The organism is Sphingobacterium chuzhouense (assembly GCF_014692525.1).
Taxonomy (GTDB): Bacteria; Bacteroidota; Bacteroidia; order Sphingobacteriales; family Sphingobacteriaceae; genus Sphingobacterium; species Sphingobacterium chuzhouense.
The window spans coordinates 995349-1009675 of record NZ_JACNYL010000001.1 but is presented as its reverse complement, the minus strand read 5'-3'; the positions used below and the strand labels follow the sequence as shown (position 1 = coordinate 1009675).

Annotated in this window: 11 protein-coding genes; 4 read left to right on the top strand and 7 right to left on the bottom strand. The window is 42.2% G+C overall.

Annotated elements, in window-relative coordinates:
• Window positions 1-42: 42 nt before the first annotated feature.
• Window positions 43-588 carry a hypothetical protein gene (locus H8B21_RS03875; protein ID WP_190312451.1) on the bottom strand — a complete coding sequence of 182 codons (546 nt, stop codon included), beginning with the start codon at window positions 586-588 and terminating at the stop codon, window positions 43-45.
• Window positions 589-706: 118 nt separating this feature from the next.
• On the opposite strand from H8B21_RS03875, the gene H8B21_RS03870 reads away from it, so the two are divergent.
• The 3 genes from H8B21_RS03870 to H8B21_RS03860 all read left to right on the top strand — a co-directional run bounded on the left by H8B21_RS03870 (window position 707) and on the right by H8B21_RS03860 (window position 3045).
• Entirely contained in the window at window positions 707-1561 is an 855-nt protein-coding gene (locus H8B21_RS03870) for a helix-turn-helix domain-containing protein (RefSeq protein WP_190312450.1), read from the top strand.
• Between the two features lie 132 nt (window positions 1562-1693).
• A complete protein-coding gene (locus H8B21_RS03865) occupies window positions 1694-1990 on the top strand; it encodes a DUF983 domain-containing protein (protein WP_317170367.1) in 297 nt (98 codons plus the stop codon).
• A gap of 131 nt (window positions 1991-2121) precedes the next feature.
• Window positions 2122-3045 (top strand): Rpn family recombination-promoting nuclease/putative transposase, encoded by a 924-nt coding sequence (locus H8B21_RS03860; protein WP_190312448.1) that lies wholly within the window; start codon window positions 2122-2124, stop codon window positions 3043-3045.
• A 279-nt stretch (window positions 3046-3324) separates the two neighbouring features.
• Here the strand turns inward: H8B21_RS03860 and galE are convergent, their stop codons facing one another.
• Together galE and H8B21_RS03850 are read right to left on the bottom strand one after the other, a co-directional pair.
• The gene (galE, locus tag H8B21_RS03855; protein WP_190312447.1) at window positions 3325-4353 is read right to left on the bottom strand and encodes a UDP-glucose 4-epimerase GalE; all 1029 of its coding nucleotides are present in this window, start codon (window positions 4351-4353) and stop codon (window positions 3325-3327) included.
• Complete coding sequence (locus H8B21_RS03850) at window positions 4350-5345, bottom strand: UDP-glucuronic acid decarboxylase family protein (protein ID WP_190312446.1); 996 nt, start codon at window positions 5343-5345, stop codon at window positions 4350-4352. The genes galE and H8B21_RS03850 overlap by 4 nt, the downstream gene beginning before the upstream one ends.
• A gap of 62 nt (window positions 5346-5407) precedes the next feature.
• Between H8B21_RS03850 and H8B21_RS03845 the strand changes: the two genes are divergently transcribed.
• Window positions 5408-6664, top strand: a complete 1257-nt coding sequence (locus tag H8B21_RS03845) for a 3-deoxy-D-manno-octulosonic acid transferase (RefSeq protein ID WP_190312445.1) — start codon at window positions 5408-5410, stop codon at window positions 6662-6664.
• On the opposite strand, the gene hemW is transcribed toward H8B21_RS03845, so the two are convergent.
• From hemW to H8B21_RS03825, 4 genes are all read right to left on the bottom strand, one after another.
• Window positions 6658-7785, bottom strand: coding sequence for a radical SAM family heme chaperone HemW (gene hemW, locus H8B21_RS03840; RefSeq protein WP_190312444.1), 1128 nt, complete (start codon window positions 7783-7785; stop codon window positions 6658-6660). The two genes, H8B21_RS03845 and hemW, sit on opposite strands and share 7 nt — an antisense overlap.
• A gap of 10 nt (window positions 7786-7795) precedes the next feature.
• Window positions 7796-8821: a GntR family transcriptional regulator gene (locus H8B21_RS03835; RefSeq protein ID WP_190312443.1), complete on the bottom strand. Its 1026-nt coding sequence runs from the start codon at window positions 8819-8821 to the stop codon at window positions 7796-7798.
• Window positions 8822-9016: 195 nt separating this feature from the next.
• Window positions 9017-10690 carry a RagB/SusD family nutrient uptake outer membrane protein gene (locus H8B21_RS03830; protein ID WP_190312442.1) on the bottom strand — a complete coding sequence of 558 codons (1674 nt, stop codon included), beginning with the start codon at window positions 10688-10690 and terminating at the stop codon, window positions 9017-9019.
• 11 nt (window positions 10691-10701) lie between these two features.
• Window positions 10702-13782, bottom strand: coding sequence for a SusC/RagA family TonB-linked outer membrane protein (locus tag H8B21_RS03825; protein WP_190312441.1), 3081 nt, complete (start codon window positions 13780-13782; stop codon window positions 10702-10704).
• Window positions 13783-14327: the final 545 nt, after the last annotated feature.

Sequence of the window (14327 nt, the reverse complement as noted above, 5' to 3'; positions counted from 1 at the left end):
ATCTTGTTTTTGCAAATTTACATAAATTTTCTCCTACCTCCATTACGCCAAACCATGCCCCATCGCAAAACTTATCATCTCCTCCATGGATTCTTGTAAATCAAACTGCAAGTCCTCGTGCAGTTTCTCAAATTTATTGGTGGTCGTTTTAATACGTGCTTTCACATAATCATGCAGCTTGAAGGCACTATGTACTGCCGATTTTTCAAAGAGGCGTGGAAATCGCCGAAAAGCTTCGTTTAAGATATAGATGCGGCAATCGGTCTCGCTGTATTTGTCTTTTGTGATTTTCTCGTGTTCATTGATTATTCCACTGGCTTGTCGGATAAGACTTTGAAGCTCTTTGTAGTTGCTATATACCGGAATATTCTTGACAGAATTTCTGCCTTCTCCAAAGAGAAAGGTTAATCTTTCTTTGAGTTTCTCGATGCGATCTTCCAGATCGATTTGGTCTTCCAACAGTTGAAAATGGAGCTGCTTCATCAACATCTTGTCTTTGCCGACAAGACGAACAAGCAGTTTATCTTTCTCCTTTTGTGGAAGATTTAATACGGCTTCCTTCAATTCGGGCTGCTTATGTAAGGACATGATGTGAAATTAAAAATAATTTTTAACTCTTTAATCTTCTGTCTTACGTTAAGTAAAAAATACCATTAAAACCTGTAATTATACCATTGTTTGTGGGAATATCACCATATCTTTGTGTATGGTTTCAAAAGTGCCTATCATAGAGCAATGTACCGTTTCGGAAAATGTCCAACAAGGTATTATGGTAGAGGATTTAGCGGGATATTTAGCCCGAAATAAAAACTTGGTTTTTCCGCATCGCCATAATTTTTACCATTTGTTGCTCTTCACAAAAGGGGGCGGGAGGCATACCATCGATTTTGAAACATTTGAGATTGTCCCTTGGCAGATTTATTTTATGTCACCTGGTCAAATACATACGTGGTCTTTCGAAGGAGAGATGGATGGCTATGTGGTTAACTTTGATAAGAATTTGTTTAGAACCTTTTTGTTACGCCCAGATTATATTGGATCGTTTTCTTTTTTCTCGGGATTGGTAAGGGATGAGGTATTTATGGTGAAGGACGCAGAACGAGAATTGATTGTAGATACATTTCAGCGTCTGCAAACATATATACGCGATGTGGATTTTGCCCGTATTTCGCTGTTGTATATTTTTCATCTATTGGAAAAGCAACGCGATATGCCGACCACATTACCAGACGATATATACAATCATACGTTGTTGCGTAACTTCTTAAATTTGATAGAGGTGAATTATAAATCACTGCGATTGCCAAAAGATTACGCCGCATTATTGTATATCACGCCGAATCACCTCAATGCGCTGTGCCAGGAAGTGTTAGGTTCGTCTGCTGGTGAGATCATCCGAAACCGGGTGCTACTGGAGGCAAAACGTTTGTTGGTGATTAAGGATTATACGATATCGGAGATTGCTTACGAACTCAATTTCAACGACAATTCATACTTTACAAAATTCTTTAAAAAGGGTGAAGGGTTAACGCCGGAAGAATTTAGAAAACAACATATTTAAATAGTATAATAAATGGAAAATAACGATACGTATACCATTAGCAAGTTTAAAGCAGCCACGCAATGTAAATGTCCACGGTGTCGAACGGGAAAAATTTTTGAAGGGAGTGTATTTCGTCTGAAAGGACAAAAAATGAATAAGAACTGTCCTCATTGCGGATTGAAGTTTGAAATGGAACCCGGATTTTTCTATGTTGCTATGTTTGTTAGCTATGCGTTGAGTGTCGCTCAGTTTGTGGCGGTTTGTATTGCGGTGTCAGTACTATCAGGAGGATCGGAGTCGCCTTGGCTTTATTTGACGGCTTGTTTGTTAACAGCAGTTATATTAGCTGGATTTAATTTTAGGTATTCCCGTGTCATACAATTGTATTGGCTCGCACCAAATTTACGTTTCAATAAAAAATACTACGGAGAGGCCTATAAGAAGTGATGTTGCTCTGAACATCTGAGATCATGTCGCATTTCCGTGTGAGTTTACACTTAACGCATTAAAAGCTAATATTTTTAGTTTTTTTGTTGGATTCTTTTTTATCTTTACAGCAGAATCCAATTGTAAGTGTTATGAAAAAGAACAAAAATTTTTTGGGTAAATATGTAGATATGTGTACCGACTTCGGTATGAAGCTATATTTCGGCCCGGATGGCGGAAAGCCAAATCTCATCAATTTTCTCAACGGCCTTTTTGAAGGGGAGAAGGTCATCAAAGATCTTGAATATCGTGCTGCTGAGCACAATGGTCCGCAAGAGGCCGATCGCAAGGTTGTTTTCGATCTGTATTGTACCAGCGAAGACGGCAGCCACTTCATTATCGAGATGCAACAGTTGTCACAGGAATTTTTCAAGGACCGGACTGTGTATTATACCTCCCGCCTGATCAACAAGCTCGTTCCGCGTGGCCACAAAGGCAATACATATGAGTTGCCGGAAGTTTATTTCATCGGAATATTGAATTTTGTTCTGGAAGGCTCAGTTTCTGATCAATATTATTATGACGTGGCATTGTGCGATAAGCGTTACGGATCAGTATTTTACGAGAAGCTCGGTTACAAGATGCTAGTACTGCCGAATTTTAACAAAAAACAGACTGATATCAAGAGCTATATGGATATGTGGCTGTATATATTCAGACACATGGAGGAATTGGATGAAATGCCGAAATTTTTGGATAATCGGGTATTTGGGCTTATATTTGATATCGGAAAGGTAGCAAATTTAAAGGAATCGGACATGAAATTATACGAGTCAAGTCTAAAGAACAAACGGGATGCGGAAAGTGTCCGCCTTACCGCAATTAAGGAGGGACTTCGAGAAGGCATGGAGAAAGGAATGGAAAAAGGAATGGAGAAAGGTCGTTTGGAAGAACGTGCGAAAGCCGAGACGGAAAAACTCAAATATGCGTTGAATTTAAAGAAGAGGGGGCTTCCAGTAGAAGATATAGCCGAAGATTTAGGACTTACTGTTGAGCAAGTCGAAAAACTGAAATAGCCTTTGCTAAAAAAAGCTAATAACAAAGGAAGCCGAGCATTTTATTTTGTTCGGCTTTCTTGCTTTTATAAATTGTACGATTGTTATTTCTTTACTTTTACAATCGTTGATACATCGAAATCATTTCAACCACAAGGATCAAACTTCAGACAACGCCTTAATATAATAACAATTCTGCAAGAAGACAGATTATCAATTGCTATTTTATGAATATGAGTTGCTAATTTAAATATAGCAGTTAATACAAAATAAATAGCAACTGCTATTATCGGGGAGCTACTATCCAATCGGACTCTCCTGTAAGTACTTTTCCCATGCCCATGCCGATGCCATCATCTCGTCAATACCCAACTCAGCTTTCCAACCTAATTGGTTAGCGGACTTTGTCACATCTCCCCAAACTTTAATGATATCTCCTTCGCGGCGAGGGCCTACGACGTAGTTAAGCTTCTGTCCCGACGCTTTTTCAAAAGCTGCAATAGCTTCCAATACAGAATAGCCATTTCCAGTGCCCACATTGAATACATCGTAGTTACCGTTAGGATTTCCTTTTTCCAATAAACGGATGGCAGCTACGTGCGCTTTTGCTAAATCCACTACATGGATATAATCGCGAACACAAGAACCGTCAGGTGTGTCGTAGTCGCCGCCGAATACAGTTAATTTTTCCCGTTTGCCGATCGCTGTCTGTGTAATGAAAGGCAGGAGATTCTGTGGAACACCAATGGGAAGTTCGCCGATCAATGCCGATGTATGCGCCCCAACTGGATTGAAATAGCGCAATGCAATAATATTATAATTATCATAAGCGCCTGCCGTTTCTTCCAATATTTCCTCGGCAATTTGCTTTGTATTGCCATAAGGTGAAGCTGCTTTTTTCACTGGAGCGGATTCGGTTACCGGTAAGATATCCGGTTCACCATAAACCGTACAGCTGGAAGAAAATACAAAGTTGATGTTCTTACCTTGATAGGCATTCAAGAGATTGATCAACGAGAAGAAGTTGTTGTGGTAATATTTGAGCGGTTTCTGTACCGATTCTCCAACGGCTTTAGAGGCCGCAAAATGAATAATGCCTGTAATATCTGGGTTTTCTTGAACAAAGCTTTTTACTTTAGTGTCATCACATAAATCAAACTGATGGAACTCCGGTCGGACACCAATAATCTTCTCTATCTGATCCAAAATTTGGATATTCGAGTTAGATAAGTTGTCAATAATAACCGGTGTATAACCAGCATTGTGTAATTCTACTACCGTGTGGGAACCAATATAACCGGTTCCGCCAGTTACTAAGATTTTGCTCATTGTTCTTGATTATAATATGTAAATTTTTTTTGTTTTAACTCTTCCGGAGGCAATTGCTTATAGTAATTTATAGTCTGAAGCAGACCTTCTTTACGATTTACTGCGGGAAGCCAGCTCAAAATCTGATTTGCTTTACGAATATCCGGACGCCGCTGCTTCGGATCATCTATCGGCAACGGTACATAAAGGATTTTAGATTGGTTTCCTGTTAAGCTGATGATTTCGTTTGCCATATCGTTTATGGTAAGTTCATCCGGATTTCCAATGTTCATGGGTTGTGCGTAATCCGAGAGCAATAGCCGGAATATGCCTTCAATTTGGTCTGACACGTAGCAAAAAGAACGCGTCTGATTCCCATCTCCAAAAACGGTGAGGTCTTCACCCCGTAAGGCTTGCGCGATAAAAGTCGGTAATGCGCGTCCATCATTTAGGCGCATGCGGGGGCCATACGTATTAAAAATTCGGACGATACGTGTGTCTAGACCATGAAAATTGTGATAAGCCATCGTCATCGCTTCCTGAAAGCGCTTCGCTTCATCATATACGCCCCGAGGTCCTACGGGATTGACGTTCCCCCAGTATTCTTCCGATTGTGGTGAAACTACTGGATCTCCATACACCTCCGAGGTCGAAGCAACCAAAATACGGGCACGTTTGCTCTTGGCTAATCCTAAAAGATTGTGGGTGCCTAACGAACCTACCTTTAAAGTCTGGATAGGAATACGTAAATAATCCACCGGACTTGCCGGAGATGCAAAGTGTAGGATATAATCTAATTGTCCGGGAACATGTACAAATTTAGAAACGTCATGATGGTAAAACTCAAAATTGGGCAACTTGAATAGATGTTCTATATTGCGGAGATCACCTGTAATCATATTGTCCATACCAATGACATGAAAGTCTTCGGCAATAAAGCGATCACATAGATGCGAGCCCAAAAAACCCGCTGCACCCGTTATGAGTATACGTTTCTTCTTCTGTTTATCCACGAACCATTATAATGAATAAAGTTTTAATATCTTTGAGACGAATATAAGCATATTTTATCAACATGCGTCTTCTCTACGACATAGGAATAGGCCTTTACACCATACTGTTACGCTTGCTCTCGCCATTTCATAAGAAAGCCAGATTGTGGGTGAAAGGGCATAAAAGGCTGTTCGACCGCATCGGACAAACGATTGAAAAGGACACTAAACCGATATGGTTCCATTTTGCTTCGTTGGGCGAATTTGAACAAGGAAGATCTGTAATGGAAGCCATCAAAAAAAAATATCCAGAAGAAAAAATAGTGATTACTTTTTTTTCACCATCGGGATATGAAATACAAAAAAATACACCTTTAGCAGATTATGTGTTTTATCTACCTACGGATACGGCGGCTCATGCCCGAAAGTTTTTGGATATTGTACAACCTAAATTTGCTGTTTTTACAAAATATGAATACTGGTACCATTATTTTCGAGAGCTTAAAAAGCGTCATATCCCTTTATTCGTTATCTCCGCTATTTTTCGGGAAGAGCAAGTGTTTTTTAAATGGTATGGCGGGTTCTTTCGTAAGATTTTGAAGCACGTTACTTTTTTCTTTGCCCAGAATACAGATTCCGTGCTATGGTTGAGGGCTATTCGTATCAGACAAGCCGGACTTGCGGGGGATACCCGATTCGATAGGGTAGTGGAATTGCCTAGGCAACGTCGTGCCATACCCGAGGTAGATCAGTTCCTGGCAGGACACGCACAAGTATTGGTGGCGGGAAGCACATGGACGCCTGACGAGCAGTTATTGATGGAATTATTGGCTGTCCAAAAGGATTGGAAAATGGTGCTCGCTCCGCATGAGATACACGAAGCCCATTTAAGGGAGATTGAAAAGCTGTTTCCCGATGCTTTGTTTTTCTCTCGTTTTGCCGAATACCCGACAGTTGGTGTAGAAAAGGCTTCGGTGTTGATTATTGACAATATAGGCATGCTCTCATCGCTATATGGTTATGGCGAGCTCGCCTATATAGGAGGAGGTTTTGGTGTCGGAATCCATAATACATTGGAAGCAGCAACTTATGGTATCCCCGTTATCTTCGGACCTAATTATGTGCGCTTCCAGGAAGCAGTGGATCTTATATCGGTTGGAAGCGGTTTTAGTGTGGGAAATGCGAAAGAACTGCAGCGTATTGTGCAAGCGCTGTCTAATAAAGAGAAGAGAACTATAGCCGGTGGAAATGCACAAAAGTATGTACAAGAAAAAGCAGGAGCTACACAGATTATCATGAAGTATTTGGAGACGGAAGGGCTAGTGGGGGCTGATCAATGAATCAAAAACAACTCTGACGCAATATAATCAGCAAGTAGTTTTCCTTTCATCGTCAATGTAAGGTAGCGTTCATCCACCAATTCGATTTTTTGTTGGGCGATAAAAGGCTGAATATTCGACAGCAGATGTTGCTTGGTGTCCGCACCAAAGACAAGCATTATTTTCTCCAGGTCAATGCCCCACATCGTTCGCAAGGAAGTCATGACATACTCATTAAATTGATCTTCACGAGATAGGTTCTCTGTTTCATAAGCTGGTTTTTCTGTTGTTATACCTTCGATGTAGTGTGCATTGTTCGCGACGTTCCAACTTCTCGATTTTCCATCAAACGAATGTGCTGATGGGCCGATGCCAAGATAATGTTTGCCTTGCCAATACGCGGTATTATGTTTGGCGTATTGTCCGTTTTTAGCAAAGTTCGATATTTCATAATGTGCAAATCCATTTTGAGTTAAGGTCTCTATAAGCATATTCATTTGTTCGGCACTTTGCGGTTCCTGCATGGGAGGCGTTTTTCCACTACGGATGAAATGCGAGAGAGCCGTTTTCTGTTCTACGGTCATTGCATACGAAGAGATATGCGGGATATCAAATGCCAACAGCTTTTCCATGTTGGATCTCCATTTGGCATTTGTCAGTAAGGGATAGCCATAGATAAGATCGGCGGTGATATTTTCAAAACCCACATCCTGCACCCGTTTAATAGATGACTCGGCTTCTGACGCATTGTGTGCCCTATTCATCCAACGTAAATCTTCTTCATAGAAAGATTGTATGCCGATGCTAAAACGGTTAATGTAGGTGTGTCGGAGCGCTTGTACTTTTGCTTTATCCAGATCGTCGGGGTTCGCCTCCAAAGTGATTTCAGCGTCGTTAGCGATCTCAAAGTGTGCTGCAACCCGGTCTATAAGACGTTGGATTTCTTCTGCTGTTAGCAAAGAAGGGGTGCCGCCACCAAAATAAATGGATTGTATGGTCTTGTCCGCCAGATAATGCGAACGTAACGCTACTTCCTTTTGTAGAGCTTGCAGCAACTCTTCTTTATATTTCAACGACGTGCTGAAGTGGAAGTCACAATAATGACAGGCTTGTTTACAGAACGGGATATGAAAGTAGATCATGCTGTAAATATCAAAACGATTCCCTATCAAGCATAAGAAATGGATTTTCGATGAGTTTCCGTCGATTGCTTAATATCAATTCTGCCATAGTAATCCCCATTTGTTCAAAATCCGGGCTAATGGTCGTTACACCGTCTCCTATTACACTTTTTAGTGGTGTTTCATTGTAAGAGATAATGCCCAGGTCCTTTCCCAATACCCATCCGTTTTCTTTGCTACTCAGGATAATCTTTACCAAGTCGTTGTCGTCCATGACAATACACAGATCGCCCAAAGAGGGAGTGAAAGCGTCTGTCTTTCGAAAGACTTTTGATTCAAATTGTTTGTGGGTACGAAAAAAGGCCTTGAACCCTGTTATTACATCATAGTTGCGCATATTGCTGGAAAATAATAGCACAACCCTTTTGTAAGTCGCTAAGCGTCCCCTAACAGACTCCAAAAAATCGTAGATGTCTCTGCGGTAGTTTTGGCACACACCTGCACTATTCTTACCGAATTCTGTTAAACCTGTGTCTAATATAAATAGATTCCGTTGATCAAGCTTTTTCAATATTTCATCCGTTTTTTTGTGGATTTCGGGCATAATCACAAAGGTATTGTAATGCGATGAATGGTTCTGGATCAACGTCTCGAAAACCCCAATGTTATGGTGGTGGAAATACATATCGACAGAAGCCTTGTTTTTCAGCGTGCGGATAAAAGCATTATAAAAAACTTCCCGATAAGAATTATAGGTACTCATCAATAGAAAAATATGCTTTTTCTTGCTTTCACGGGTATTGATAACAAAGTAACCTTTGCCGGGAATGGAATCAATCGTTCCGGCAGAACGAAGTTCGTTGTAAGCCTTAAATATAGAACCCCGGGCAATGGAGAACTGGGCGGCCGTGGCGTTGACCGATGGAAGTGGGTCGTCCTCTCGTAAGATTCCGCTGGCAATTGCTTGTTGGATAGATTCCACAATTTGCCTGTAAATGGGTGTAGATTTCCCGACGTCGATGTGGATGATTTCGGTTTCTTTCTTTCCTGTACTCATGCGATATTAATCTATCTGCAAATTAAATAATTATTATTAACTATATCATATGGATGGAGAAAAAAAAGAGTGTTAAAATCTGCTAGTCTTGGCGTATGCTACGCAGAGATAGAAGGAATATATGTGGTTATGTTAAAAAAACGACCGGGGTCATCTGAAATCGTTTGTCCCGGTCGTTATGATTCTAGTATGTATTTATTCTTCCCAATTCGGATTTTGTTCCAGATTCGGGTTATATTGGATTTGTTGTGCGGGTATGGGCCATAGATAGTGTTTTGCAGGATTGAACACCCTTTCGCCCGGACGGACAACGATATAGCCATCTGCGTCTACGGGTAGGCTTCCCAAATGAGCCGGAACTGGCGCCCATGTCGCCTTAATACCTCTCATATCTTTTCCTAAAAGCTCACCTTCTCTCCATCGCAAGATATCAAAGTAGCGTTGACCTTCTAAAGCGAGTTCTACGCGTCTTTCTCTTCGAATTTCCGTTTCTAAATCAAGGCTATTTGCAGAGATTTCGTCAAGTCGCATATGTCGCATGCCTACACGGTCGCGCAGTTTGTTGATTGATATATCGAGATCATCTTGTGTTAGTGTCCCCTGTTTCATTTTTGCTTCGGCATAGGTAAGGTATACTTCTGCTAACCGGATAAGGTGGATATCGTTTTCGTCCTGACCTACACGAGCTACTTCCGGTATCTCTACATATTTCGTAAAGTAATAACCGGTAATGGTACGGCTGCCTGTTCTGTTCCCGTTCGGCTGAAGTTGTGTGAACTTGGGCGCTGTAAAGACGGTCGGGTCTGTCGTAGCCGGACTACCGTCCCAACCTCCACCCCACTTGTGGCCAGGGCGGAGCAGAGTTTGTTCCATGCGCGGGTCGCGGTTTTCCCATATCGTATTGTAATTGGCGTCATTGTATAGGTCTGAGATGTCAATTGGCAGACCGTCCGAACATAGATAAGCCTCTGCTAAGGATGCCGTTGCATTCCATCTGCAGTGTTCTTGTACTTGGATCTCGCGACTAAGATTATGCACCGATGTCCCGTGCAGATTCATGCGGGCAAGGATGGTCTCTTTGTTGTTGCCCTTTATAAGTTTGCCGGCATGTGTGAATAGATCTCTGTAGGCGTTATCTGCCCCTCCGGCTGTATACAATTGATACAAGTTCAAATCCATCAAATCTTTAGCTGCTTTTTCGGCGACGCTCCAGCGTTCATTGTATAAAGCTATACGCGCCTTTATCGCAAGTGCCGCGCCTTTTGCAATACGTCCTGTGGCTTTTCCCTCCGGGATTTCTGCCGGTAATAAGGCGATGGCATCATCCAGGTCTTCCAGTATAAAGTCAATAACCTGCTCTTTTGGGTCGCGTTTCCCATATACTTTTGGATCATCAGACTCTAACGGTGTCGTAATTAACGGTACATCTCCAAACAAAAAGGCTAGTTGATAATAGAAGAATGCGCGAAGCACTTTCACCTCAGCGGCCATGCGCTCCTTATTTCCCGGTGCGGTTTCTTTGGCTCGATCATAATTGGCCAAGAAACGGTTGCATTCTCCGATGTTTCCATAGTTGTTTGTCCATGTACCTTCCACGGTTGAAAAATCGTTGGGAATGATACCTGCTCCGATACGCCCCCAGTTGGCGAGCTGATGCCATTGTGTGTTGTCGGCCATCTGCTCCATATCAACGGTAGTCTTGTTGTCTATCCTACCGTATATAGCGTCGGCAGCTGCGCGCAGTTGGGATTCCGTTTGCCAAAAGTTGTTGTCTACGATTGTATGCGAGGGGACCAGATCCAAAAAATCCTTACACGAAGTTGCTAAGGTGGATGAGGCAATGGCGATATATATTAGATACTTTTTCATTATGATAAAAATTACTGAAGGTTCACATTAATTCCAAACGTAAAAGTTTTTACCTGCGGGTAATATCCTCCGCTACTCACCGTTACTTCGGGATCATAGCCGTAGAAATAGTCAGTTACGGTGAACAAGTTGTCTGCCGAAAGATAAAGACGCGCCCGGCTGATACGTGCCCGACTTGTTAAGCTTTCGGGGAGCGTGTAGCCGATTTGTAGATTTTTCAATCGTAAATAAGATGCGTCTTCGAGCCAATAGGTGGAAAAACGGGTATTATGGTTTAACATGTAGGCTAGCCTAGGATAGCTGGCATTGGGATTGTCAGGTGTCCATCTGTCTAAGTGTATGTTCTGTGGAATTCGGGTAGACACGTCCATGAATGCATGGCGTCCGGGACCAGAGATATAGCCATCGGCTTTACCTACTCCTTGTAAAAAGAAGCTGAGGTCAAAATTTTTGTATGCCATATCACCACGAAAACCGAATGTATAACGTGGGATATTGCTCCCGATAACTTCCCGATCGTCATTCGATATTGTGCCGTTCCCATCCACATCTCGATACCGGATGTCACCCGGTGCAACTTGGTCACCCGTAAATATGGGAAAAAATGGCGTGAATCGTCCGGTTTCCTTAATGTATTCAAAGTCAGCTTCCTGTGCTAGTCCCTCGTCGATTAAACCGTAGAACGAATTAAGTGGATATCCTTCTAAACGTACTTGCGTACCAAGGTTTGCCGCATGGTTCCCCATTTGGAGTACTTTGTTTCTTACATCGGAGAGGTTTGCATTAATTCCATAACGGAAGTCATTGATATTATCACGCCATCCGAGTTGGATTTCCCATCCCTTGTTCTCGATCTTCCCCTGATTCTCGGGAGGAAAATTTGTGCGGTATCCGAATACGGAAGGGAGCACGGGATTGATTAGCAGGTCATTTGTCTGGTTGACAAAGATTTCGCCAGTAAAGGTAAACCGATGATTCAACATGGTTAGGTCTAACCCAAGATTTCGTTTGGAGGCAGATTCCCAGGTCACGTAATAATTTGCCGCGACCGTGTGGCGAAATCCGGTGATGGGTAGATTACCTATAGGCATCATGCTGCTGGGTTGTACGGCAGCCAATTGAGAAAGATATGGGAAGTCCTGTCCCGTATTGTCATTCCCTTGTGTACCATAGGATGCCCGAATTTTAGCTAGTTGGACAACGTCGCGTAGACCATCAAAGAATTTTTCCTCACTGAATGCCCAGCCCAATGAGATAGAGGCAAAAGTGTCCCAGCGATGCTCCGGTGCAAATCTGGAAGACCCGTCACGGCGGAAGTTGACTTCGGCCAGGTATCGGTCTTTATACGCATAATTGGCTCGTCCAAAGAGTGACATGAGAGCGTTTTGATTGCCCGAGGCATCATTCTTTGTGTTGGAGAGGCCGAGGTTGAATGCAGGCATGTCGATAGGAATGTCATCACGGGAAGCAACGAACTGCGTTCCAATAGTTTTCTCCAAAGAATAACCCAATAACCCAGTGATGTTATGAGCTTCGCCTAGTGTACGTTTATACTCTGCTGTCCCAATAAACGTTTGGTAATTGCCTGTATAATCTGTGGCTGACGCAAAATTCGGTGCATTGGTTTCAAACATTACGCGGTTGTCGTCTGGATGATAATATGTAAGCGTTCTTCGCAGGATATCACGTCTGGAATTGGATCGTACAAGTCCATATTGCCCTTTTAGTGTTAGTCCATTAAACACTTCCAGTGACGCTGAGAAATTACCCGTAAATTCCTGTGATTGAAAATGGTTGGTACCGCCGTCTGTCGCGACTGCCACTGGATTGGGCATATCGTTGCCGGTCGCCCAATTGCCTGTAGTAAACCGGACGGGAACAAGCGGACTCATTTGCATGGCCCAATACAATGGGCCGGTACCATTGCTTGCATCATTTCCCGTGCCTGTATAGTTACGATCTACGTAACCCATATTGGCGTCTATGTTTAATCGATCCAGCAAAGTCATGTTTAAACGTGCTCGTATATTGTGGCGCTTTCCTTGAAAGTTTTCACCGGTGAGCAAACCTCCTTCGTTTAGGTTGCCATACGATAAATAGTAATTGGTTGATTCTGTTCCCCCATTTACACTCACATTGTGTGCATTGCGCTCGGCACTTTTGCGATATACCTCATCGATCCAGTTGGTGTTAGCAAAGAAATTTGGATCACTACCATTTCTGACCATTTCAAAGTAATCGACAGGGCCCTCGGGGTCGTAGTCGGGTGTCATGCCTACATTCCGCTGTGCCTCGGTTAATAAAGTTAAGTAATCGAGACTGTTGACCATCTGGGGTAGTGCCGTAGGTGTTACCATACCTACATACCCGGTATAGGAAATGGAAGGACTGCCTCCGCGACCTTTTTTGGTAGTGATCAAGATAACTCCATTGCTACCTCGTACACCATATATAGAAGCAGCGGCCGCATCTTTAAGTACGGATATGCTTTCGATGTCGTCTGGATTCAAGATGTTAATATTGCCACTAGGCACTCCGTCAATAACGATCAGCGGGCTGGCGCTTCCCCAAGTACTTATGCCGCGGATGTTTAACGCATTGGAATGTTGTCCTGGAGCTGCTGTAGCGTTGACGACGGTTAGTCCGGGTACAAGTCCTTGTAGCCCTGTGCCTACCGAAGGAATAGGACGTCCTTCTAAATCACTGGCAGTTACGGTGCTAACGGATCCGGTCATGTGCGCTTTCCGCTGTGTTCCATACCCAACCACGACGACTTCATCCAACATGCCCTTTTGTGCTATAAGCACAATGTTCTGGCCGGTTGTGCTGCGGGTAGCGGTGTATTCTTGATGTTCATAGCCTACATAGCTGAATACGAGCACATCACCCTGTTTCGCTTTTATGGAATAACGACCCTCTTCATCTGTTGTTACGCCTGCAGTACTACCTTTGATACTAATGCTTACATTGCTAATTGGTGTTGGAGGTGTGTCATTGTTGGTTACACGGCCTATTATAGTCAGTGTGGTGTCCTGTTGGATGGGGATGTTCTTTCTTAATCCTGTACGGGCGGAGGCATGGGTCAAAGACATGCCTATTAAGAAGAGAAGTGTATATAAAGGAATGATTCCTTTAAAATTACACTTTTCTTTACAGTGCCGGGAAGGCCTGTTTGGATGTTTGTAAATCTTGTGTTCCATATGTATTAATATTGATTTTTTACTTTGTGTGCGCTTGTTTATAATTATTGTTCGATTTTGGTTTATTCATTTGTTTTTGTTTTGACTTCATCCCTTCTTCACTTTCTCTAAGAAACTATATTGGTAGGGATTGCCTTTTTGTTTTTATTTTATCTATCCGGAGCAAAGCTATAATCCAGATGTGAATAAAACGTAACTTGGTTGTTAAATTAATATGTACCAGTGTGAACTAGTTCAACTCAAAGATAATTACTATATTATTATATTGCAAAAAAATATAAAAAATATATTTATACACAAATCACTTATAATCAGTCAATTAATTTATTGTACAGTGATTTGTTGATGAAAAATTGAAGTGTACCAGTATGTATAAGTACATTTAATAAAAAAATAATATTATTTTTGATGTAAAGATGAATGCGTTCTTGTTACTT

Bases quoted from the DNA above. Each gene is read 5' to 3' on its own strand.
- H8B21_RS03875 (WP_190312451.1), bottom strand. From the start codon at position 588: ATGTCCTTACATAAGCAGCCCGAATTGAAGGAAGCCGTATTAAATCTT.
- H8B21_RS03870 (WP_190312450.1), top strand. From the start codon at position 707: ATGGTTTCAAAAGTGCCTATCATAGAGCAATGTACCGTTTCGGAAAAT.
- H8B21_RS03865 (WP_317170367.1), top strand. From the start codon at position 1,694: ATGAATAAGAACTGTCCTCATTGCGGATTGAAGTTTGAAATGGAACCC.
- H8B21_RS03860 (WP_190312448.1), top strand. From the start codon at position 2,122: ATGAAAAAGAACAAAAATTTTTTGGGTAAATATGTAGATATGTGTACC.
- galE (WP_190312447.1), bottom strand. From the start codon at position 4,353: ATGAGCAAAATCTTAGTAACTGGCGGAACCGGTTATATTGGTTCCCAC.
- H8B21_RS03845 (WP_190312445.1), top strand. From the start codon at position 5,408: ATGCGTCTTCTCTACGACATAGGAATAGGCCTTTACACCATACTGTTA.
- hemW (WP_190312444.1), bottom strand. From the start codon at position 7,785: ATGATCTACTTTCATATCCCGTTCTGTAAACAAGCCTGTCATTATTGT.
- H8B21_RS03835 (WP_190312443.1), bottom strand. From the start codon at position 8,821: ATGAGTACAGGAAAGAAAGAAACCGAAATCATCCACATCGACGTCGGG.
- H8B21_RS03830 (WP_190312442.1), bottom strand. From the start codon at position 10,690: ATGAAAAAGTATCTAATATATATCGCCATTGCCTCATCCACCTTAGCA.
- H8B21_RS03825 (WP_190312441.1), bottom strand. From the start codon at position 13,782: ATGTCTTTGACCCATGCCTCCGCCCGTACAGGATTAAGAAAGAACATC.